The organism is Paraburkholderia sp. (genome assembly GCF_026225065.1).
Taxonomy (GTDB): domain Bacteria; phylum Pseudomonadota; class Gammaproteobacteria; order Burkholderiales; family Burkholderiaceae; genus Paraburkholderia.
Genome location: NZ_JAMFSB010000014.1, coordinates 1 through 22,816, shown reverse-complemented (window position 1 = coordinate 22,816; position 22,816 = coordinate 1). Strand labels below are relative to the sequence as shown.

The following is a 22,816-nucleotide window of genomic DNA, read 5'->3' as shown; positions in this document are numbered from 1 at the left end:
GCCAACGCCCCCGCCGCAATCAAGCCCGACATCACATACGGCAGCCCCGCAATCTCGGGCGCAGCCAGCACCACCATATCAGGCTGCATCTGGATCTCGCTCCACTGCACGATGCCGTCGTGATTCGTATCGGCGACGCTGATCAGGTTCGGCTCGATCCTCAACCACTGTGTCAGCCACTGCGGCAAATCGGCGAACGAATGGTTCACGAGATTCGCGAGGATCTCGTACTTGATCAGCACCGATAACACCGGCACGGTCAAATAAAACAGCGCGACAAAGAACAGCGTCCAGCCGACCGAGCGCCGCGCCGAGGCCACCGACGTGGTCGTGTTATAGCGCGTCAGAATATGCGGCAAGCTCGCCGTCCCTAGCGACAGACACAGCAGCAGCGACAAAAAATTCCGCTCGTGTGTCTGCCGGTCTTCGGCGCTGATCGCCGGAAATGGCTCGGCCATCGGCACCGGCGATGACGCGCGCATCAGCAACGCCTCACGGCGTTGCGTCCACACGATCCTCGCAGCGTCCGCATCACGCGGGAACAATTCAAGCGCCCGCTCGCCGGTATTGATGTCGCGCAACGGCCCGTTATGCCGGCGCAAATCAGCCACCTGCTGCGTCAGTTGCTGTTTCGCGTCCGTGAACGATTGTGGCAGCCTGTCAATCCGCGTCTGCAACTGCGCCGCCTGCATCCGGTAGTTCTCGCGCACGTTCTGATCCAGCGGTGAGTCGCGCACCTGGCGCTCCAGGGTCTCGACGCGCGACATCAATCGTCCGTAGTTGAATTGCGGTACCCAGCCGAGGCCGTCCTTATGCGCGATCATCGACACCGGAATCAGGATCGCAAAGATCAGGATGACGTACTGTGCCACCTGCGTCCACGTCACCGCGCGCATGCCGCCGAGGAACGAGCACACCAGAATGCCCGCCAGTCCGCAGAAAATCCCCACTGCAAAATCGACGCCGATAAAGCGCGTCGCAATCAGCCCCACACCCTGGATCTGCGCCACCAGATACACGAACGAGCACAGGATCGCGGACAGCGCAGCGAGTCCGCGCACCGCGTTGCTTGAGAAGCGCGTGCCGAGAAAATCGGGAATCGTGTAGCGCGCCAGCTTGCGCACATACGGCGCGAGCAGGAACGCGGTCAGGCAATAGCCGCCGGTCCAGCCCATCAGATACGCGAGGCCATCGTAGCCAGTCGCGTAGATCGAACCCGCCAGACCGATGAACGACGCCGCCGACAACCAGTCCGCCGCCGTTGCCATGCCGTTGAAGGCGGACGGCACGCGCCGGCCCGCGACGTAGTACTCCACCAGATCCGAGGTGCGCGACAACAGTCCGATGACCGCATACACGGCGATCGGCACGAACAGGAACACGTAGCCGATCCATACGCCTGGTCCCGTCACCTTCTCGATGCACCACATCACATAGATGAAGGTGAGAAATCCCAGCGTGTAGAACGCGTATGAACGGATGAGCCGATGCGTGAGCGTCATCGGCTCAGTTTCCTCGCGTTGTGGTGGGACTCGCCGGCGTGGCGACGGTGTCGACCTTCGCATCCGCATCGAACGCTCGTTGCAGCGTGCGGTCGGCCCGCTGCATCAGCACGATGTAGACGACGATCAACGCCACGTAGATCAGGATCGCCCCTTGTGCGCCGATATAAAACGGCAGGCTGAAACCGGCGAAGCGAACCTTCGAGAGAGCAGGCGCCGCCAGCGGCACCACGAACGAGACGATAAAGCCAAGCGCCATCAAAACGCCGATCGACAGCAGGTTGAAGCGCCAGTAACGCCGATGCGCGCGCGCCATCGCCTCCGAAACCGGCGGCGGTTCGGGAGGAGGATGAAGCGCGGATTGAGAGGGGGGATGCGGCGCGGCCATGCGCCTATGTATCAAAAAGGAACCGCGCAGGCAATCGGGGTTGTCCGCGCGGTGTCCTCAGAAGCTCACGCTCAAAGCGACTCGCCGAGCTGATCGAGAATCGCCGGGTTCTCCAGCGTCGATATGTCCTGCGTAATCTCCTCGCCCTTGGCCAGCGAGCGCAGCAGGCGCCGCATGATCTTGCCCGAGCGCGTCTTCGGCAGGTTGTCGCCGAAGCGGATGTCCTTCGGCTTGGCGATCGGCCCGATTTCCTTGCCGACCCACGCACGCAGTTCGTTGGCGATCTTCACCGCCTCCTCGCCTTCCGGACGCGAGCGCTTCAGCACCACGAAGGCACACACGGCTTCACCGGTCGTATCGTCCGGACGCCCCACCACGGCCGCTTCCGCGACGATCGGATTGGACACCAGTGCCGACTCGATCTCCATCGTGCCGAGCCGGTGGCCCGACACGTTGAGCACGTCGTCGATACGGCCCATGATCGTGAAGTAGCCGGTTTCCTTGTCGCGCACAGCACCGTCGCCGGCGAGATACAGCGTGCCGCCGAGCTCTTCAGGGAAGTAGCTCTTCTTGTAGCGCTCCGGGTCGCCCCACACGTTGCGCAGCATGGAAGGCCACGGCCGTTTGACCACCAGAATCCCGCCCTGCCCGTTCGGCACGTCCTGGCCGGTCTCGTCGACCACCGCGGCTATGATGCCCGGCAGCGGCAGCGTGCAGGAACCCGGCACCAGCGGCGTTGCACCCGGCAGCGGCGTAATCATGTGACCGCCGGTCTCCGTCTGCCACCACGTATCGACGATCGGGCAATGCCCGCCGCCGACGTTCTCGTGGTACCACATCCACGCTTCCGGATTGATCGGCTCGCCAACCGTGCCGATCACGCGCAGTGACGACAGGTCGTAGCTCTTTGGATGCACCTTCGCATCGGCCTCCGCATATTTGATTAGTGAGCGGATCGCGGTAGGCGCCGTGTAGAACAGCGAGACCTTGTGCTTCGCGATCATGTCCCAGAAGCGGCCCGCGTTCGGATAGGTCGGCACGCCTTCGAACACCACCTGGGTGCCGCCAAGCGCCAGCGGGCCATATGCGATGTAGCTATGGCCGGTGATCCAGCCGATGTCGGCGGTACACCAGAACACATCGGTGGGCTTCCAGTCGAACGTCCATTTCAGCGTTTGCGTGGCCCACAGCAGATAGCCGCCGGTGCTGTGCTGCACGCCCTTCGGCTTGCCGGTCGAACCGGAGGTGTAGAGGATAAAGAGCGGATGCTCGGCGCTGACCCACTCCGGCGCGCATTGATCGGACTCAGCCTGCGTCAGTTCATGCATCCACAGGTCGCGGCCTTCGTTCCACGCAACCTTGCCGCCGGTGCGCTTGTAGACGATCACGCTTTTGACGGCTTCGCAACCGCCCATCGCAAGCGCTTCGTCGGCGATGTTCTTCAGCGGCAATGCCTTGCCGCCGCGCATCTGTTCGTCAGACGTAACCAGCGCCACGGCGCCTACGTCGACCAGGCGCTCGTTCAGCGACTTCGACGAGAAGCCGCCGAACACCACCGAGTGCGTCGCGCCGATCCGCGCGCAAGCCTGCATGGCGACGATGCCTTCGATCGACATGGGCATATAGATCACCACGCGGTCGCCCTTCTTCACACCGCGCTTTTTCAGCGCATTGGCGAAGCGGCCCACGCGCTGCAGCAGATCCTGATAGGTGACATTGGTGACGGTGCCGTCATCGGCCTCGAAGACGATCGCGATGCGCTCGCCGTTACCGGCTTCGACGTGGCGGTCCAGGCTGTTATACGACGCGTTCAGTTCGCCGTCCTCGAACCACGTGTAGAACGGCGCCTTCGACTCGTCGAGCACCTTGGTGAAGGGCTTGTTCCAGCTCAGCGTCTCTTTCGCAAGACGCCCCCAGAAGCCTTCGTAATCGCGTTCCGCTTCGGCGGCGAGCGCCCGGTACGCGTCCATACCGGAGATCGTCGCGCCCGCCATGGCTTCGGCGGAGGGTGGGAAAACGCGGCGTTCCTGAAGAACCGATTCAATCGCAGACATCGACAACCCCTTGGTGAAGATAAAACGTAATCCTGTGCTGACGCGCCGGTCGCGCGCCATGTCATGGTGGCGCCGCACGGCTTTTGCCCGCAGCACCTGTCTCCAACCCTCGCGCGAAGCCTTCACTCTCCGCGCAGCCGACCGGCAAACCCGCATACGGTACTGCAATATGCCCGCGATTCGACGCTCGACCCGTTCATCGCCCAAGATAAACGTTGCAACTTACCGGCCACTTACGCAAGCCTCATATAGCGGGATGCTACCCGCTTAGGCGTCGGCGTGGGGCCGCAGAGGGCTCGCCGCTTGACGCGGCTCAAACCCTGGAAGCAAACGCCAGACCTTGGTGTCGCGCCCCGGACGGCACTCTTCCGACCGCCCTGCTCGGGCCGGCCTCCTGGGCGAGCGCTGAGCGCTTCGTACGCGCCCCTTTTACAATGCTAACTGAACTCACCTCTCCAGTTCCACCTTGAAGCAAGGCTTGCGCGTTTGCGGGACTCCAGCAGGTAAACCCGGGTGTCGCTGTACAATAGCGGGCCGCCGCGAGCTTGTTCGCCTGCTTTTCCGCGAGCTTCTCCGTGGGTTTGTCCGCGGTTTTGTGCGAAATGCCACGCCATTTCGCGCCGCCCAAATTCATCGCCCTGAGCCCTGATCCTTGCCCATGTCCGCTCCGCGCCCTGACTCCGCTGGTAAAACGCGCCGCCCGATGCGCCCGCTGCCCGCCATCATCTTCATGAGCCGCTGGCTGCAGGTCCCGCTTTACCTCGGTCTGATCATCGCGCAAGGCGTCTACGTCATCCTGTTCATCAAGGAAGTCTGGCATCTGGTCACGGCATCCATGACGCTCGACGAAACCAACGTCATGCTGGTCGTCCTCGGCCTGATCGACGTGGTGATGATCTCGAACCTGCTGATCATGGTGATCATCGGCGGGTATGAGACCTTCGTGTCGCGCCTGGGCGTCGAGGGTCATCCGGATGAGCCCGAATGGCTCGATCACGTGAACGCTGGCGTGCTGAAGGTGAAGCTGTCCATGGCGCTGATCAGCATTTCGTCGATCCATCTGCTGAAGACCTTCATCAGCCCCGATCAGAATTCGGCACACACCATCATGTGGCAGGTGATCATTCACGTCGCGTTCCTGTTCTCCGCGGTCGTGATGGCCCTTGTCGACCGTCTGACTACGCATACGCACCCGGCGCATTTTCACGAGCCGGCGGCTCGCGAGCAACCTGTTTCCACTCCACTGAAAGCGCAAGACTGATCGCGCAGCCCTTGCGATCAGTACAACAGCGCCATTGTCCCCACAGAGCTAGCCATGACCGTCATCAAACAGGAAGACCTGATTCAGAGCATTGCTGATTCGCTTCAGTACATCAGCTACTACCACCCGCTCGATTACATCCAGGCCCTCGGCCGCGCTTACGAGCTCGAAGAGAGCCCCGCCGCGAAGGATGCGATTGCGCAGATCCTCACCAATAGCCGCATGTGCGCCGAAGGCAAGCGGCCGATCTGCCAGGACACCGGCATCGTCACGGTGTTCGTGAAGGTGGGCATGGACGTGCGTTGGGACGGCGCGACGATGGGCGTCACCGACATGATCAACGAAGGCGTACGCCGCGGTTATCTGAACCCCGACAACGTGCTGCGTGCGTCGATCGTGAGCCCGCCGGAAGGTGCGCGCAAGAACACCAAGGACAACACGCCGGCCGTGATCCACTACGAGATCGTGCCGGGCGACAAGGTCGACGTACAGGTCGCAGCCAAGGGCGGCGGCTCGGAGAACAAGTCGAAGTTCGCGATGCTTAACCCTTCGGATTCGATCGTCGACTGGATCATCAAGACCGTGCCGACCATGGGCGCCGGCTGGTGTCCGCCGGGCATGCTCGGCATCGGCATCGGCGGCACCGCTGAAAAGGCGATGCTGATGGCGAAGGAATCGCTGATGGATCCGATCGACATTCAGGACGTCATCGCACGCGGTCCACAGGACTGGATCGAAGAGTTACGTGTTGAGCTGCACGAGAAGGTCAACGCACTGGGGATCGGCGCGCAAGGTCTTGGCGGTCTCGCCACCGTGCTCGACGTCAAGATCATGGCGGCGCCGACGCACGCTGCAAGCAAGCCGATCGCGATCATCCCGAACTGCGCGGCCACCCGTCACGCACATTTCACACTGGATGGCTCGGGCATCGCAAAGCTCGAAGCGCCGTCGCTCGACGCATGGCCGAAAGTGCAGTGGGAACCGGACACGCAGAAGAGCCAGCGCGTCGATCTGAACACGCTGACGCAGGCCGAAGTCGCTTCGTGGAAGCCAGGCCAGACGCTGTTGCTGTCGGGCAAGATGTTGACGGGCCGCGACGCTGCGCACAAGCGCATCGCCGACATGCTCGCCAAGGGCGAAAAGCTGCCGGTGGACTTCACCAACCGCGTGATCTATTACGTCGGCCCGGTCGATCCGGTGCGCGACGAAGCGGTCGGCCCGGCAGGTCCCACCACCTCCACGCGGATGGACAAGTTCACCGAGATGATGTTGTCGCAAACAGGTCTCATTTCGATGATCGGCAAGGCCGAGCGCGGCCCGGTTGCAATCGAGTCCATCAAGAAGCACAAGGCCGCGTATCTGATGGCCGTGGGTGGTGCTGCGTATCTCGTGTCGAAAGCGATCCGCAGCGCCAAGGTGCTGGCCTTCGAAGACCTCGGCATGGAAGCCATCTACGAGTTCGACGTACAGGATATGCCGGTCACGGTAGCGGTCGATTCGAACGGCACGTCGGTACATCAGACCGGCCCGAAGGAATGGCAGGCAAAGATCGGTAAGATTCCGGTCGCCACGATTTAAAACCCGCTTCAATACCCGCGATCGGGTGATGCAAAGCCGGGGCTACGGTCCCGGCTTTTTCGTTGAGCAGGCCACAAGCAACATCATCGACCCGTGACTCGCAACGGGTTAAGCATCAAAAAATGCTTCGCTCCTTGGCTTTTTTGGAGCGGGCGTTTATTGTTGTTGAAAAATCGAATTTCAGAGTCCCACAAGGAAAAAATCATGCAAGGCGACAAGAAGGTTATCGAATGTCTGAACTCGCAGTTGAAGAACGAACTCACTGCGATCAACCAATACTTCCTGCACGCCCGGATGTACAAGCATTGGGGCCTCGAGAAACTCGGCAAGCATGAATACGATGAATCGATTGGCGAAATGAAGCATGCCGACTGGCTGATCGAACGCATTTTCATGCTGGACGGTCTGCCGAACCTGCAAGACCTGCACAAGCTGCTGATCGGCGAGGAAACCAAAGAGATCCTCGAATGCGACCTGAAGCTCGAACAGATTTCGCAAAGCACCTGCAAGGAAGCGATTGTGTATTGCGAATCAGTACGCGATTTCATCTCGCGCGAAATCTTCGTGAAGATTCTCGACGATACTGAAGAACATATTGACTGGCTGGAAACGCAACTGGATCTGATCGACAAGGTCGGCATCCAGAATTACCAACAAAGCGGCATGGGCTCGATCGAGTCCTGAGCCATGCAGCCCGCGTACCCTGTGATGGATGACGCGGGCTTGATTGTTTGCCCTTCCCTGTGCCCCTCTCTGTCCTCTCTGCTGCCGTGACCGCACCCATGCACACTGCTTCGTCAGACGCAGGCGTTATTGCGTCCACCTCGTCTTCATCGTCCAACGCTTGCCTTGAGCAAGCCGTCAGCGAGGCTCATGCCGCCGGCAAGACGCAGGATCATGCAGGTCATGCTCCGATAGGCGTATTCGACTCGGGTCTGGGTGGTCTGTCCGTGCTGCGCGCACTGCGCACGCAATTGCCTGACGAAGCGGTCATCTATGCGGCCGATTCGCTGTACGCGCCATACGGTGAACGCGACGACGATTTCATCGCCGACCGTACGCTCGCGATTGGGGAATGGCTCATCAAGCAGGGCGCGAAAGTGCTGGTGGTGGCGTGCAACACGGCGACGGCTCAATCCATTGCGCTGGTGCGCGAGCGCTTGCCGATTCCGTTGATCGGCGTCGAACCGGGTATCAAGCCGGCGGCCCTGCAGTCGAAGTCTCGGGTGGCCGGCGTGCTCGCCACTCAGGTGACGTTGCGCAGTGACCGCTTTCAGACGCTGCTTGAACGCTATGCCGCAGACTGCCGGTTTCTCTGCCAGCCTGGCCATGGACTGGTGCAGGCCATCGAACGCTGCGATATCGGCTCAGCGGAGTTGCGCGCGCTGCTCGACAGCTACCTGCAACCGATGCTCGACGCCGGGGCCGACACGCTGGTGCTCGGCTGCACGCACTATCCGTTTCTCGATGCGGCAATCCGCGATATCGTCGGCGAGCGCATGACACTGATCGACACCAGCGTTGCTATTGCCCGGCAGGTGGAACGCGTTCTCGATCAGCATGGGCTGCGGGCTGCGCCGAGTTCCGCGGTCGATCTGCCCCGTTTTTGCTCGACCAGCGACGGTGCGCATCTGCAACAGCTCGCTGCGACGCTGTTGCACGTCGACGCTCCCGTGGAACGCGTCGTAATTCCGTCGCGGCGCACGCTCGCGGCTGACTCCGAGGCGGCTTAAGGCGCACACCTTTCGCCCGATCCCAAGCCTCTGCCGTCCGGCACGCGCCTCATCCGCCCCCACCAAAACCAGGTTATCCCTCCTAACAGGCTGGTTTTGTTACAAAAATTCCCGCAGGACGCTTGCCAAATGCATCAAACATAATGATAATAATTCGCATTAACGTTAGCTATTAGACCCACCATGATCGTTTGCGTGTGCAAGTCTGTTTCCGACCGGAAGATCCGTGCCTCGATCGCGGATGGTGTCGACTCGTTCGACGAACTTCAGTTCGAGCTGGGCGTCGCTACCTGCTGCGGCAAGTGCGAAGAGTCCGTGCGCGATGTCATGGCGCAAAGCGGTGTCTGCGCGAGCCGCTGTGGGGTCGAACATCATGCGCATCCGGTGCCGGTCACGTTCTACGAACGAAAGGCCGCCTGATCCTGCCGGCACGGCGCTCCCGCCGTGCCTCAAGCGTCCTGGCCGCCTCGCCTTCACGCTTTAGTCCACTGCCGTCAGCAAGCCAGTACACGTACGAGCCAGCTACCCGCTCACCCCGTAAAGGAGTTCGAGATGGAATTGCTGATTGGTTTCGTGACCACCCTCTGTATTTCGCTGCTGATATTCCGAAAATGACGCTGTCTTGTCGTAGACCCGGTATCGACGGCGCCTGGCCGCGCTGACATGCCCGCCTCGCATTCCCTCCCAGCCAGCCTCGGGCCGGCGCCTTCCAGCCGTACGAATTCCCGCTCCGTTACAGCCATCGCTGCCGTCGCCCTGATTCACGTCGCACTGCTTGCGGTGATCGTGAGCGGGCGTCACGACGAGCCGGTGCGCCCCATCGAGTCGCGCACCCTGACCGCCGAGTTGTTGAGTCCCGCGCCGGTGGCCGCGCCCGCCGCCGTGCAATCGATCGCCCCGCCACCGCCCAAGCCGACGCCGCCCGTCCCGCACGCAAAGCCGAAGGTCCAGGCTCGGCCCACTCCGACGCTCAAACCGACGCCGATGCCCTTGCCGCAAGCGGCGGCGCCATCGCCGACGGCACCCGCCGCCGCTCCGTCCGCACCGCCTGCCCCGGCCGCCCCAGCGGCGCCGGCACCGACGGCCGCGGCTGCGCCGGCCATCGGCCGGCCGACGATGGAAATCAGTGCGCCGAAGAATGTCACCCATCTCGACTGCAATATCGCCAAACCCGATTACCCGATGCTGTCGAGGCGTCGCGGCGAAGCCGGTACGGCCTATGTCCGGTTTGTCGTGGGTCTGAACGGCAATCTCGAGGACATCGCACTGAAAAAGAGCAGCGGCTTCGACCGCCTCGACGACGCAGCGTTGGCCGCCGTGCGGGCGAGCACGTGCAAACCTTATGTCGAGAACGGCGTGCCGATTCGGGCTGCTTACACTCAGCCGTACGAATTCGGTCTGAATGACTAAGCGTGGGTGGCTGAACTCAACTGAGCGTAACCGAACGACTCAAGCAGATTTTAAAAAAGGAATCGCAATGCAGAACTACGGATTGGCCCACGTCTGGGCCCAAGGGGATTTCGTGACGCGCGGCATCGCGCTCGCGTTGCTGATCATGTCGGTGCTGTCCTGGAGCGTCATCGTCATCAAAGGCTGGAATGTGGTGCGCCTCAAGCGTCTGACGAAGAACGCCGAACAGGCATTCTGGCATTCCGACGATCTCACGGACGGCGTGCAGAAGCTGGGCTCCCGCTCCTCATCGCCGCAGGACAACCCGTTTCTCGCGCTCGCACTGTCGGGCCAGGAAGCGGCCGATCACCATCATCAGACGCAACCGCATCTGCACGATCGCATGGACGTGTCCGACTGGATCACGCGATGCCTCAAAGACGCCATGGACGACAGCGTCGCCCACATGCAGAGCGGCCTCGCGATCCTCGCGTCGATCGGCAGTACGGCGCCGTTCGTCGGTCTGTTCGGCACGGTGTGGGGCATCTATCACGCGCTGCTGGCGATCGGCGCGAGCGGTCAGAGCTCGATCGACCAGGTAGCCGGCCCGGTCGGCGAAGCGCTGATCATGACTGCGTTCGGCCTGTTCGTGGCGATTCCTGCCGTGCTCGGCTATAACGCGCTGACCCGCGCGAATAAGGCGCTCGTCACCAAGCTGAACCGTTTCGCCCATGGCCTGCATGCGTTTTTCGTGACGGGCGCGCGCCTGTCGTCGTCCAAGCGCGGCGACGGCCTGCGACTCGCCACGCGCGCCAACTGATCAGCGAGGTACTCCGATGGGAATGAGCCCCTTCGCCAGCGACGACGATGATGGCCTGATGAACGAAATCAACATGACGCCGCTCGTCGACGTCATGTTGGTTCTCCTGATCGTCTTCATGGTGACGATTCCGGTGATCCGTCACGCCGTGAAAGTCGATCTGCCGCATGCAAGCAGCCAGAAAGAAGAAACCAAGCCGGTGCAGGTGAACGTGTCCGTGGAAGCCGACGGCACGGTGCTGTGGGATGAGCAGAAGGTCAGCGACGACGAGTTGCGCGCGAAAATCGAACAGGCCGCAAAGACAAGCCCGCAACCCGAACTGCATCTGAACGCAGATCGTAAGGTGGCCTATGAAAAGGTGGCACAGGTCATGTCCGCGGCGCAGGCCGGCGGTCTCACGAAAATCGGCTTCGTGACGCAACCTGTCAGCCACTCGCACTAGTGCCAGCACCGTTCAAATGCAAAATAGCCCTTGTTTTCGGGGCTAAAAGTAAAAGGCCTTCATCGTCTGATGAAGGCCTTTTTTTGTGCGCACACGGCGCCTTCGGGCGGCGAGATCACCTGCTATCGGATGAGTAGCGAGCGACTCCACATGCGACAGCCGTGTTCGACACGGACAGCGCGATCAGCCCTATCAGGCTCGCTATGATAGCGGCCATGAGTTTCCGCATAAGAAACTCCTTAGCGGAGGGATTTCACTATAAGCCCGTCAGCCCAGGCATTCAAGCAAAGGCCCATTGAAAGTACTCATCACAGACGGCGCTTAAATGCCAAACGATATGACGCAGTGCTTCAAACGGTCGTAGGCTGAGCAATGGATTGCGCAACCGTCGGCCGAACGGTCTTGCGCTTTTCTGCGGCCTCCGGGCATTCGCCAATGGTGTGCTTGCCGGTATCCGGGTCCAGCATCTCAACCAGGTAGTCGACGAACGCCCGCACGGCGGGCACCATGCCTTGCCGCGAAACGAACACCGCATAGAGTTGCGGCGCAGGCAGCGTCCATCCGGGCATCACCGGCGACAACTGCCCGGCGCGCAACGCGGCGCCGTACATCATCTCGGGCAAGGCGGCAATACCGACACCAGCCAGCACGGCCTCGCGGATCGTCATCAGATCGGCGCTCACCAGACGGGGTTCGTGTTCAAGCACATGCCGCGTGCCTTCCGGCGAGATCAGCTGAAACACGTGTCGGCCGTCGGTGGTGGGTGTATCGAGTGTCTCGAAGCGGTTCAGGTCGGAAGGCAGGAGCGGCGGCGCGTTTTGCTGCAGCAGGCTCGGTGCGCCAACCAGCATCTGCTGCGTGCGCCACAACGGCCGCACGACGATATTGGCGTTTTCCGGCGGCTCCGAGCGGATCCGCAATGCAACATCGATCGAATCTTCAAACAGGTCTACGACGCGATTGGTCACGCGCATAACCACCCGGACCTCTGGGTAGCGGTGCATGAATTCCGGCAGGATCTGCGACAGCAACGTCTGCGAAATGGTGACCGGCACGCTCACGCGCACCGAGCCGCGCGGTGATGAGCGTAACTGCTGCACCACGTTGACGGCCGCCTGCGCCTCCGCCAGCATCGCCTGGCAATGCTGATAGAACAGTTGCCCCGCCTCGGTCAGCGCAAGCTTGCGCGTGGAGCGCTGCAGCAAACGCACCCCGAGCGACGCCTCCAGCTCGGTCAGGCGACGCGACAGGCGCGACTTCGAGATGCCCAGCACCCGCTCGGCCGCGGAAAATCCACCATGCTCGACGACTTGGGAGAAGTACATCAGGTCGTTCAGATTGTGCGAATCGATCTTCATCTCATCGTTCCATGAATAGAACAATCCATTGCGTGAGGGTGGCTGGCACCGCTAAAAACGGTCCCTATAATAGCTCTATGTTTCAGAAATAGTGCTATTCCCCATTTTTTAAGGTGACTTTGGATGAGCTCGACACGCACGATCGAACGCACGTATCCCGCGGTTCGCACGACCGAAGGCGGCGGCTTTATCGTCCATCGCCCGTTTCCGACCCGTATGCTGATGGACTTCGACCCATTTCTGCTGCTCGATGAAATGGGCCCGATCGACTACGCGCCCGGCGAAGCCAAGGGCGCGCCAGACCATCCGCACCGCGGTTTCGAGACGGTCACGTATGCGCTTGAGGGCCAGTTCGGCCATAAGGACTCGGCGGGCCACTCGGGCACGCTGAACGCAGGCGATGTGCAATGGATGACCGCAGGCGCCGGAGTCGTTCACAGCGAAATGCCGGATCCGGAATTCTTGCGTACCGGCGGCCGCGTGCATGGCTTACAGGTGTGGGTGAACCTGCCGCGCAGCGACAAGATGATCGCGCCGCGCTACCAGGAAATGCCATCGGCGAAGATTCCGGTGGCGACCTCAGCGGACGGCCAGGTGCGCGTGAAGGTGATCGCAGGCGAGGCGCTGGGCGTCGCGGCGGCCATCGAAACCCGCACGCCGATCCTGTACCAGCATTTCACGCTGCAGCCGGGCGCGAAGATCGAGCACGCCGTGCCGGCGAATTACCGTGTGTTCACTTATGGGCTGTCGGGCAAGGGCTTCTACGGCGAGGCTCGCAGCGAAATCGGCCCGCGCCAGATGGTTGTGTTCAACAGCGACGGCGATACGGTCACGCTGGCCGCCGGCGAGGAACCGCTCGATGTGCTGCTGCTGGGCGGCGTGCCGCTGAAGGAACCGGTGGTGCGCTACGGGCCGTTTGTGATGAACACCGAGGACGAAATTCGCCAGGCCGTGATCGACTATCAGGCCGGGCGGATGGGGCAGATCACGCACTGAGCGTTGCCCCTGCGCGTGAGGCAGCCGCGACGGCTGCCCGCGGCGCGCCCGCTGACCGGCGCGGTGCTGCCGTGCTGCCGTGCTGCCGTGCTGCCATAACCTCTGCGGCGCGAAGCCAGACGATTTCGTTCACAATAGCGGCTCATGCCGCGCGCCCTTGACCTCTGTACCCCTGCGCCGCGCGGCGCCCCCGTCCCTGTTTAGGAGCGCGCATGGCAGAGTCGACCGTCACCGCCCACATCGGCGCGACGAATTTTCAGGTTCTTCTCGACGACGGCACGCACACCTGGATCGCCGATGAACCGGAATCGCTCGGCGGTGGCGACCGCGGGCCTGCCCCGGTGACACTGCTGCTGGCGAGCCTTGGCGCCTGTACCTCGATCACGCTGAAGATGTATGCGCAGCGCAAGGGCTGGCCGCTGGCCGACGTGCGTGTGACGCTATCCATCGAGACCGGCGCCGAGGGCTCGACGATCGACCGGCGCGTCGTGCTCGAGGGCGACCTGTCCGACGAACAACGCGAACGTCTGCTGCAGATCGCCAACGCGTGTCCGGTCCACAAGATCCTGACGCATCCGATCACGATCCGTACGGGCCTTGCCGCCGCCTGAGGCGGCGCGCGCTGACATGGGCACCGCTTAGCTTGAAGAGGAAGCCTCCGTTTTGAATTTCGAACACCTTATCCAGATCAACGACCCGTTGAATCCGTTCGTCGAAGCCATGACCCGCGAGCAGTTGTGGGAAGGACTGGTGCTGCGCGCCGAACAGCCGCAATTGTTCGTGCTGGGGCTCGACACGTGCACGATCCTGTCGCGTACCGAGGACACGCTCGAGCGCGAACTACACTACGGGCAGGCCACGGTGCGCGACCGCGTCACGCTGCTTGCCGACCAGAGCGTGCGCTACGACATCCTCGCCACCGAATCGCACGTGGGCGGCTCGCTCACGATGACCATCGAGCAGCCCGACGAACTGCAGTTGTTCCTGCGCTTCGAATACACCACCACCCTGCCCGTTTCCGACGACAAGGACGCGCGTCAAACGCAGGAGATCGTCAAATCGGCGTACCGCGAGTCGGACATCGATACGGTGCGGTTGATTCGCCAGTACGTGCAGGGCAACAAGGCGCCTGGCGCGCTGCACTGAAGCTTAACGGGGCTGGATCTGGTGGAGTGGCGAGGCTGCTCTCACTGCCCCGAGGCGGACGCACCAGCCCCGGCTATCAAAACTGTAATCCGATGAATTTGCCGATCTTGTAAATGGGAACTATTATCATTTAGAATAAACCCATCGAATCGACAAACCGACGGAACGAATGGACGACCTCACACGCTCTTCTACGCTTAGCCTGCGCCGCCCTGCGGCGGCTGCGCTAACCAGCCGTCCGAAAGCCATCAGCACCACCGCCGCGCCGCGGCAGTCCGCCGAACACAGTCCGGCAACGCCAGCCGCAAGCACTTCCGCGCCGGCAGTACGCAGCGAGACGCTGCTGCAAGGCCGCAGTCACGTCAGCATCGTCCATAACGGCGAGACCTACCAGCTTCGCGCCACGCGGTTGGGCAAACTGATTCTGACCAAGTAACGAGGTATCTACCGGGTATTGTGGGGACCACCTCCTCGAGAGGTGTTGGGCATTAGCCAGCAACGACGGCTTGCACGCGAGATCTAGACCCCTTCGTGCAAACACACCAAGCCAGCCGTCGCAGCAAGCCACGCCATTTTTTTTGGTTCCCACTTAATGCGGACATGCGCCAAAGCGCTTGTCGCAACTGCTGAACGAGTCGTATGAAGAAGCCGTGTGGATGGCGACATCCCACGGCTTTTGCGCTTGCGGCGGAAGCGCGGATGCAACTGGATATTCGATGCGCCGTTAGTCAACGCGCCGCTAGCGCGTCCACCCCCAGAACATCAGCCACCACGCACTATCGACAACTGCGAGTGCGGTGATAAACCACACCATCGCAAGGCCGCGCTGGATAAGCCGCTCACTGTAACGGCGTGTGACGAGCCACGCGAGCCAGGCGCTCCACAGGTTGGCCACGGCCAGAATGCCAATGCGCAGGTCTGTCGCCCACCACAGCGAGACATGCTCGGCGCGCAATAGCGACAGCGTGGTCGCCGACAAGCCGAGAAACACGCCTGCACCCGCGAGCGGAATCAGCCCCTGCGCGAGATGATGCAGCCGAGCCATCGTCGCAAACTTGCCCAGCGTGCGGGATGCGCCCATCAGCAACACCAGCAGGATCGTCCCGTAGACGAGCCCGGTCGCAACGATATAGCCAATCACGAGCGAACCGTCGAGCCACGAAAATACATCGTTCTGCTCAGGATAATGCGTGAAGAGAAACCATGGTGGGTTGGTGTCGAGCGGCCAGGTGATATCGCGATCCACGAGCCAGGTGGCGAGGACCATCTTCAGACCGACGAACCATGTCGACACGGTCCAGTGAAACGCGCCGATCGCAATGCCGAGCAGTCCATACAGAATCAGCGCGGTGTCCCAGGCACTTGCCTGCCGATCGCCAAGCTCCACGATTTCCGACGATGGTGCGCGCCATGTCAAGGCAATCGCATCACGATGTCCGCTGCAGCGGCCGCACATATGGCACGACGCCGCGCCCTTCATGTTGCGCAGCGGCACCAGCGGCGCACAGTTAATCGGAATCACGCGATGGCCGTGTTCGCCCTCTTTATACGAGCGGCGCCAGGCGTCCTCGTCGACCTTGTAGTGAAACGGTGCGAGCCGCGCCAGCAGCGCGAAAACCCCGTTGACGGGGCAGAGATACTTGCACCAGACGCGCTTCTCGCGTCCATACAGCAAGCCGATAATCATCGCGGCAAAAGTCGAACCGCCGAGCACCAGCAACACCGCCTTCGGATACTGGTAGACACTCACCATCTGACCGTAAATGGTGGTGAGGCCGAAGGCGACAAACGGCCAACCGCCCCAGCGCATCCAGCGAGGAATCGCCCAACCGCGGCCGAATTTGCTGGCGAACTCGGCAAGCGTGCCCTCGGGGCACAGCACCCCGCACCATACGCGGCCCAGCATCACCATGGAGAGCAGCACGAACGGCCACCAGATGCCCCAGAACACGAACTGCGCGGCGAGCGTCAGGTTATTCCACAGGTGCGCCGTCTCGTCCGGCAACGGCGAGAACGCCGGCACGAGAATCAAGAACGCGTACACCGCGACGACGACCCACTGGATGCCGCGAATCAGCGCGCCGTGGCGCTGCATCCACTGGCCCGCCGCTGCGAGCCGGCCTGGGCTGCTCGCGTGGCTGGAGTGGTCGAGATGATTTGAGCGGCGCAACGCCCCTCTCATGCTGTACGCCCCGCCGTCTGCTGCGCAGGCCGCCGGTTAGCGCGGCAGACCAGCAGATAGACGACGCCCCAGTACACCGCATACGCGATCAGGTTCATCAACGCGGGATGGGCGCGATAGCCGGTCAGCGTGGCAACGAGCGAGCCGAACGCGCTCGAATCGTCGAGCAGCGCCGAGGTGTTCCACAGTTGATCGACGAGCGTGGGCAGCATTTCCTTGTCGATCAGCTTGTCGACGCCGGTCTGAAACAGGCCCGCACCGAGAAACAGCAGCATGATCTCGGTGACGCGGAAAAAGAGCCGCCACGAGAAGAGCTTGCCCCCCAGTTGCAATACATAGAACGTCAGGAATGCGAGAGCGAGCCCAATCAGCACGGCCAGCATCTGGCCGCCGTCGACGTGACCCGACTGGCCGAAGCCGAGGCCATACAGGAAGATGACCGTTTCGCTGCCTTCACGCGCAATCGCGAGCGCGACCAGCACGGCAATGCCCCACCAGTTCGAGTCGCGCGTGCTCTGTTGCAGTGACTGCTCCATGTCGCGCTTGAGCGTGCGGCCGTGCCGCTTCATCCACAGCACCATCTGCACGATCAGCACGCAGGCGACCAGTACCATCGCGGTTTGAAAGTAGTCCTGCGCGTCACCGGACAAGACTTCGGTGAATCCGATCAAGGCTGCTCCGAGCGCGATCGCCGCAAGAATGCCCGCACCGACGCCCGCCCACAAATACGGCAGACCGCGGCGCGCGTCGTCGTCGCCGTTCTTCAGCCACGCATACAGAATACCGACGACCAGCAGCGCCTCGACGCTCTCCCGCCACACGATGAACAACACCTGACCCATCGAACTTCTCCTACTGCTTGAGCGGCCGCATGGCGCCCGCACTCGTTACTGCCTGATCTACTTCGCGACGATCACGCCCTGCGCCTGCTGGTGAAAATCGTCGAAAAACTTGTATTCGCCCGGCGACAGCGGCGCAATCACTACAAACGATTCCGCGCCCGGCGCCAGCACTTTTTCCTTGCGCAACTGGACGCTTTCGAACTCGGCTGCGCCCTTGCCCGAGTTGCGCACTTCAATCTTGACGCGCTGGCCGGCCGGCACCTCGATGCGCGCCGGATTGAGCGTGCCGTCCGTCATTTCAAGCTTGAACGTGGGCAGGTCGGCACCATGTGCGGCGCCGACGAGCGAACTCGTCATGGCGAGGATCGCGATGTTTCGGTTGATTCTCATGGGCCCTTCCAGGCAAATGCCGCGCGTTGATCAGTACCCGCCCTTCTTGCCGATGCCCGCGTACGTGAAGTCGTATTCGAGCGTGAACGGCTTGAACCACGGACCCACGCCGGTTTCCTTGTCGACGTGACGGCCGAAGGCCATGTGGCCGATTTGCATCGGCGGTGCGATGAAGAGCTTCAGGTGGTATTTGCCGGGGCCTTGCAGTTTGACGTTGTCGCCGTAGTGCGGACCGTCGTCGGCGACCATCGCCATCATGTCGCCCTTTTGCGTCTGGGTGGATCCGGCCTTCGTGAGCTCATAGCTCACTTGCAGGTAGGGCATCCAGTCGCCTTCCGCGAAACCGGTGGGGTTGTTCTTGACCGCGTGGATGTCGGCTTCGAGGTGGACGTCCGAATCGGATGCCTTGCGCATCATGCCTTCCGGTTCCATCGTGATCGGCTGCAGATAGACCGCGCCGATTTCCATGCCACCCTGAATCTGCTGCTTGCCGATCGGATACTCGGCGGCCGTTGCCGCGATGGCTGCCAGTGCGGCGACGGCGGCCATGCCACCGCGCAAGAATGAAGAAACCCGCATTGAAACTCCTTGTTTTTTAGACTGGGATGACGAGAGCCAAGATCGAAAACGATGCACCGCAAATCATTCGATTAACTTTCATATAATTACTAACGTTAATGCGAACCATTCACAATATTCGACGAAGCTTACCATTTCCCGGAGCTAAAAACAAATGGCGGTGCCGGGAAACCCTTTAGTGGTAAGGATTTCGCGAGGCATCAAAAACGAGGGGTGCTCTGACAGGACTGCCAGACTCAACCTTACAAAATAGCTTCGCCCGGGTTGGAATCGGGTGGGAACAGCAGAAATTAGGGGTCAACGTCCTACGCGACCCGCGAATTCCATGCTTTGGCGATATGCCAAAATCGAACGCCGTGCGGTTGAACCCCGCACGGCACGCCAGCCGGTATCGGCTGGTGCTTCCGGCGTTATTAGCTGGTGCCCGTCAGATGATCGCCCACATTGGCGCCAAATACCCGCTGACGCAGCAACCCCAGCTGATCGCGCGTCTGAGCCGCCTTTTCGAATTCGAGGTTCTTGGCGTGCTCCATCATCTGCTTCTCGAGCCGCTTGAGTTCCTTCGACAACTGCTTCTCGGACATGTCTTCGAACTTGGCGCGCTGTTGCTGTTCCTTCAGCTCCGCACGCGCTTCGTCGACGTTATAAACGCCGTCGATGATGTCCTTGATGCGCTTCACCACACCGCGCGGCGTGATGCCCATCTCGAGGTTAAAGGCGATCTGCTTGTTGCGGCGCCGTTCGGTTTCGTCGATGGCACGGCGCATCGAATCGGTGATGCGGTCCGCGTACAGGATCGCCCGGCCATTCACGTTCCGCGCGGCCCGGCCAATGGTCTGGATCAGCGAGCGTTCGGCGCGCAGGAAACCTTCCTTGTCTGCATCGAGAATCGCCACCAGCGACACTTCCGGAATGTCGAGCCCCTCGCGTAGCAGGTTGATCCCGACCAGCACGTCGAACGTCCCAAGCCGTAGATCGCGGATGATTTCGACACGCTCGACCGTATCGATGTCGCTGTGCAGGTAACGCACCTTGACGCCATGGTCCGCCAGGAATTCGGTCAACTGTTCGGCCATGCGCTTGGTCAGCACCGTGACCAGCACGCGGTCGCCTGCCTTGACGCGCTCGTTGATTTCGGCGAGCACATCGTCAACCTGGGTACGCGCCGGACGCACCTCGATTTCGGGGTCGACGAGGCCGGTTGGCCGGACCAGTTGCTCGGCCACCTGCCCTGCCGTCTTTTTCTCGTAGTCGGCGGGAGTGGCCGACACGAACACCACCTGGCGCATCTTGCGTTCGAACTCGTTGAACTTGAGCGGTCGGTTATCGAGCGCGGAGGGCAAGCGGAAACCGTAGTTGACGAGGTTTTCCTTGCGTGCCTTGTCGCCGTTGTACATACCGTTCAACTGACCGATCAGCACGTGCGATTCGTCGAGCAGCATCAGGGCGTCGCCTGGCAGATAGTCGACCAGCGTCGGCGGCGGTTCGCCCGGCGCGGCGCCCGAAAAGTGCCGCGAGTAGTTTTCGATGCCTTTGCAGAAACCCAGTTCCTGCAGCATCTCCAGATCGAAACGGGTACGCTGCTCGAGACGCTGCGCCTCCACCAGTTTGCCGTCGCTATAGAAAAACTCGAGCCGCTCGCGCAGTTCCGTCTTGATCGTTTCGACCGCGCGCATCACGGTCTCGCGCGGCGTAACGTAGTGCGACGACGGATACACCGTGAAACGCGGAATCTTCTGACGCACGCGGCCCGTCAACGGGTCGAACAGCTGCAGGGTTTCGATCTCGTCGTCGAACAGCTCGACACGCACCGCCATTTCCGCGTGTTCCGCCGGGAAGATGTCGATCGTGTCACCACGCACGCGGAACGCGCCGCGCTGGAACTCGGTTTCGTTGCGGTTGTACTGCATGGCGATCAGCCGCGCGATGATTTCGCGTTGGCCGATCTTGTCGCCGGTGCGCAGCGTCAGAATCATCTTATGATATTCGGACGGGTTACCGATACCGTAAATCGCCGACACCGTCGCCACGATCACTACGTCACGCCGCTCCAACAGGCTCTTCGTCGCCGAGAGCCGCATCTGCTCGATATGTTCGTTGATCGACGAGTCTTTCTCGATGAACAGGTCGCGCTGCGGCACATACGCTTCCGGCTGGTAGTAGTCGTAGTACGAGACGAAGTACTCGACCGCGTTGCGCGGGAAAAACTCGCGGAACTCCGAGTAAAGCTGTGCCGCCAGCGTCTTGTTCGGGGCGAACACGATCGCCGGACGGCCGAGCCGCGCGATGGTGTTCGCCATCGTGAAGGTCTTGCCGGAGCCGGTTACGCCGAGCAACGTCTGGAACGACAGGCCGTCCTCGACCCCTTCGACGAGCGTGTCGATGGCGGTGGGCTGGTCGCCGGCAGGCAGGTACGGCTGGTAAAGCTGGAACGGCGAGCCTTCGAACGTCACGAATTTCGACTCGTCGAGAGCGTCGTTGACTTCAGTCAGATGATGTTCGGACATGTGTGCGGCACCGGGGCCTGGGCAAAGGACTATTCTAGCGGTTTGCGGGAGCGCGGGCTGAGCCGACGACCGAGGGATGGCTTGCTTGACTTGACGGATGCAAGCCGCTTCTGATGCCGTGAAGAAGCGTCTGGACGGTCGTGCAAGCTGTAACGTTGCCGCCCTTTTTCAGGGGCGGCGCCGCGGACGTCAAGGCGCCGCCGGCTTGTCGAATCTGATGCCAAAGCGCTGTTTTTCAAGCAAATAATCCGGCCCGGTGGACAGGATGGGCCAAAAAACCCGTCAGGATTCGCTACAATGGCATGCTGCGCTCGCCGCTGCCGTCCCTCTTTTTTACTACTGCCGAACCATCATGTCTCTGTTCTCCGCCGTCGAACTTGCTCCCCGCGACCCGATTCTGGGCCTGAACGAAGCCTTCAACGCCGATACGCGCACCACCAAGGTCAACCTGGGTGTGGGCGTGTACTTCAATGAAGAAGGCAAGATTCCGCTGCTGCGCGCCGTGCGCAATGCGGAAAAGGCTCGTGTCGAAGCGGCGCTGCCGCGCGGCTACCTGCCGATCGAAGGCATTGCGGCTTACGACGCAGCTGTCCAGACGCTGCTGCTCGGCAACGACTCGCCGTTGATCGCTGCGGGCCGCGTGGTCACCGCGCAAGCATTGGGCGGCACGGGCGCATTGAAGATCGGCGCCGACTTCCTTAAGCGCCTGGACCCCGCCGCCAAGGTTGCGATCAGCGATCCGAGCTGGGAAAACCACCGTGCGCTGTTCGAAAGCGCCGGCTTTGAAGTCGTGTCGTATCCGTACTTCGACGCGAAAACCAACGGCGTGAACTTCGAAGGCATGCTGAGCGCCCTGAACGGCTATGCGGCTGGCACGGTCGTCGTGCTGCATGCGTGCTGCCACAATCCGACCGGCGTCGACCTGAGCGCGGCCCAATGGCAGCAGATCGTCGAAGTCGTCAAGGCGCGCGGCCTGGTGCCGTTCCTCGACATCGCCTATCAGGGCTTCGGCGACAACATCGAATCGGACGCTGCGGCTGTGCGTCTGTTTGCGCTGGCTGAACTGAATGTGTTCGTCTCATCGTCGTTCTCGAAGTCGTTCTCTCTGTATGGCGAGCGCATCGGCGCGCTGTCGATCATCACGGCGAGCAAGGAAGAAGCCTCCCGCGTGCTCTCGCAACTGAAGCGCGTGATCCGCACGAACTACTCGAACCCGCCCACGCACGGCGGCTCGGTTGTCGCAGCCGTGCTCGCTTCGCCGGAACTGCGCGCCACGTGGGAAACGGAACTCGCCGAGATGCGCGACCGCATTCGTGCGATGCGTAACGGTCTGGTCGAACGTCTGAAGGCAAGCGGCGTGGATCGCGACTTCAGCTTCGTGAACGCGCAACGCGGCATGTTCTCGTACTCGGGGCTGACGTCGGCGCAAGTGGACCGTCTGCGTGAAGAATTCGGCATCTATGCCGTGAGCACGGGCCGCATCTGCGTGGCTGCGCTGAATACGCGCAACCTCGATGCTGTCGCTGGCGCGATCGCTCATGTTCTGAAGTAATTTTTTGAGGAAGAGCGGCGCGTTCCAGCGCAGCCGGCTATCTGCTCGGGTTGTCTGGGCAAATAATAAACGGCGCCCATCATCCGCGGGCGGCGTT

22 protein-coding genes are annotated in these 22,816 nt (G+C 61.7%); 13 read left to right on the top strand and 9 right to left on the bottom strand.

Annotated elements, in window-relative coordinates:
- From M0954_RS00735 to acs, 3 genes are all read right to left on the bottom strand, one after another.
- The coding region (locus M0954_RS00735; protein ID WP_297351096.1) for a VC_2705 family sodium/solute symporter at positions 1–1,502 on the bottom strand (1,502 nt) is incomplete at its 3' end.
- A 4-nt stretch (positions 1,503–1,506) separates the two neighbouring features.
- Positions 1,507–1,890 (bottom strand): DUF4212 domain-containing protein, encoded by a 384-nt coding sequence (locus M0954_RS00730; protein WP_122154137.1) that lies wholly within the window; start codon positions 1,888–1,890, stop codon positions 1,507–1,509.
- Between the two features lie 71 nt (positions 1,891–1,961).
- Positions 1,962–3,944, bottom strand: coding sequence for an acetate--CoA ligase (gene acs, locus M0954_RS00725; protein ID WP_297351094.1), 1,983 nt, complete (start codon positions 3,942–3,944; stop codon positions 1,962–1,964).
- A 658-nt stretch (positions 3,945–4,602) separates the two neighbouring features.
- Between acs and M0954_RS00720 the strand changes: the two genes are divergently transcribed.
- The 8 genes from M0954_RS00720 to M0954_RS00685 all read left to right on the top strand — a co-directional run bounded on the left by M0954_RS00720 (position 4,603) and on the right by M0954_RS00685 (position 11,167).
- Positions 4,603–5,205: a TIGR00645 family protein gene (locus tag M0954_RS00720; protein ID WP_297351092.1), complete on the top strand. Its 603-nt coding sequence runs from the start codon at positions 4,603–4,605 to the stop codon at positions 5,203–5,205.
- Positions 5,206–5,259: 54 nt separating this feature from the next.
- Positions 5,260–6,783 carry a fumarate hydratase gene (locus tag M0954_RS00715; RefSeq protein WP_122154135.1) on the top strand — a complete coding sequence of 508 codons (1,524 nt, stop codon included), beginning with the start codon at positions 5,260–5,262 and terminating at the stop codon, positions 6,781–6,783.
- Between the two features lie 204 nt (positions 6,784–6,987).
- On the top strand, positions 6,988–7,467 hold the full coding sequence (bfr, locus tag M0954_RS00710; RefSeq protein ID WP_297351090.1) for a bacterioferritin: 480 nt from the start codon (positions 6,988–6,990) through the stop codon (positions 7,465–7,467).
- Between the two features lie 98 nt (positions 7,468–7,565).
- On the top strand, positions 7,566–8,516 hold the full coding sequence (gene murI / locus M0954_RS00705) for a glutamate racemase (protein WP_297351088.1): 951 nt from the start codon (positions 7,566–7,568) through the stop codon (positions 8,514–8,516).
- A 183-nt stretch (positions 8,517–8,699) separates the two neighbouring features.
- Positions 8,700–8,936 carry a (2Fe-2S)-binding protein gene (locus M0954_RS00700; RefSeq protein WP_122154133.1) on the top strand — a complete coding sequence of 79 codons (237 nt, stop codon included), beginning with the start codon at positions 8,700–8,702 and terminating at the stop codon, positions 8,934–8,936.
- A gap of 243 nt (positions 8,937–9,179) precedes the next feature.
- Entirely contained in the window at positions 9,180–9,926 is a 747-nt protein-coding gene (locus tag M0954_RS00695) for an energy transducer TonB (protein WP_123384440.1), read from the top strand.
- Between the two features lie 67 nt (positions 9,927–9,993).
- Entirely contained in the window at positions 9,994–10,725 is a 732-nt protein-coding gene (locus tag M0954_RS00690) for a MotA/TolQ/ExbB proton channel family protein (protein ID WP_297351086.1), read from the top strand.
- A gap of 16 nt (positions 10,726–10,741) precedes the next feature.
- Positions 10,742–11,167: a biopolymer transporter ExbD gene (locus M0954_RS00685; RefSeq protein WP_297351085.1), complete on the top strand. Its 426-nt coding sequence runs from the start codon at positions 10,742–10,744 to the stop codon at positions 11,165–11,167.
- A 350-nt stretch (positions 11,168–11,517) separates the two neighbouring features.
- Here the strand turns inward: M0954_RS00685 and M0954_RS00680 are convergent, their stop codons facing one another.
- Complete coding sequence (locus M0954_RS00680; RefSeq protein ID WP_122154129.1) at positions 11,518–12,525, bottom strand: LysR family transcriptional regulator; 1,008 nt, start codon at positions 12,523–12,525, stop codon at positions 11,518–11,520.
- Between the two features lie 123 nt (positions 12,526–12,648).
- Between M0954_RS00680 and M0954_RS00675 the strand changes: the two genes are divergently transcribed.
- From M0954_RS00675 to M0954_RS00660, 4 genes are all read left to right on the top strand, one after another.
- Positions 12,649–13,521, top strand: coding sequence for a pirin family protein (locus M0954_RS00675; protein WP_123384441.1), 873 nt, complete (start codon positions 12,649–12,651; stop codon positions 13,519–13,521).
- A gap of 212 nt (positions 13,522–13,733) precedes the next feature.
- The gene (locus M0954_RS00670) at positions 13,734–14,132 is read left to right on the top strand and encodes an OsmC family protein (RefSeq protein ID WP_123384443.1); all 399 of its coding nucleotides are present in this window, start codon (positions 13,734–13,736) and stop codon (positions 14,130–14,132) included.
- A 52-nt stretch (positions 14,133–14,184) separates the two neighbouring features.
- On the top strand, positions 14,185–14,667 hold the full coding sequence (locus M0954_RS00665; RefSeq protein WP_122154126.1) for an SRPBCC family protein: 483 nt from the start codon (positions 14,185–14,187) through the stop codon (positions 14,665–14,667).
- A gap of 169 nt (positions 14,668–14,836) precedes the next feature.
- Positions 14,837–15,103, top strand: coding sequence for a hemin uptake protein HemP (locus M0954_RS00660; protein ID WP_297351083.1), 267 nt, complete (start codon positions 14,837–14,839; stop codon positions 15,101–15,103).
- Between the two features lie 303 nt (positions 15,104–15,406).
- Here M0954_RS00660 and M0954_RS00655 read toward each other — a convergent pair whose 3' ends face one another.
- The 5 genes from M0954_RS00655 to uvrB form a co-directional block, all read right to left on the bottom strand.
- Positions 15,407–16,762 (bottom strand): 4Fe-4S binding protein, encoded by a 1,356-nt coding sequence (locus M0954_RS00655; RefSeq protein ID WP_297351098.1) that lies wholly within the window; start codon positions 16,760–16,762, stop codon positions 15,407–15,409.
- Between the two features lie 83 nt (positions 16,763–16,845).
- On the bottom strand, positions 16,846–17,691 hold the full coding sequence (locus tag M0954_RS00650; RefSeq protein ID WP_297351081.1) for an FTR1 family protein: 846 nt from the start codon (positions 17,689–17,691) through the stop codon (positions 16,846–16,848).
- Positions 17,692–17,748: 57 nt separating this feature from the next.
- Positions 17,749–18,081 carry a cupredoxin domain-containing protein gene (locus M0954_RS00645; RefSeq protein WP_122154122.1) on the bottom strand — a complete coding sequence of 111 codons (333 nt, stop codon included), beginning with the start codon at positions 18,079–18,081 and terminating at the stop codon, positions 17,749–17,751.
- Between the two features lie 30 nt (positions 18,082–18,111).
- Positions 18,112–18,660, bottom strand: coding sequence for an iron transporter (locus tag M0954_RS00640; protein ID WP_122154121.1), 549 nt, complete (start codon positions 18,658–18,660; stop codon positions 18,112–18,114).
- Between the two features lie 413 nt (positions 18,661–19,073).
- Positions 19,074–21,167 (bottom strand): excinuclease ABC subunit UvrB, encoded by a 2,094-nt coding sequence (uvrB, locus tag M0954_RS00635; RefSeq protein ID WP_122154120.1) that lies wholly within the window; start codon positions 21,165–21,167, stop codon positions 19,074–19,076.
- Positions 21,168–21,519: 352 nt separating this feature from the next.
- Here uvrB and M0954_RS00630 point away from each other — a divergent pair, with 352 nt between their 5' ends.
- The gene (locus M0954_RS00630; RefSeq protein ID WP_133891287.1) at positions 21,520–22,719 is read left to right on the top strand and encodes an amino acid aminotransferase; all 1,200 of its coding nucleotides are present in this window, start codon (positions 21,520–21,522) and stop codon (positions 22,717–22,719) included.
- The last annotated feature ends 97 nt before the right edge of the window (positions 22,720–22,816 follow it).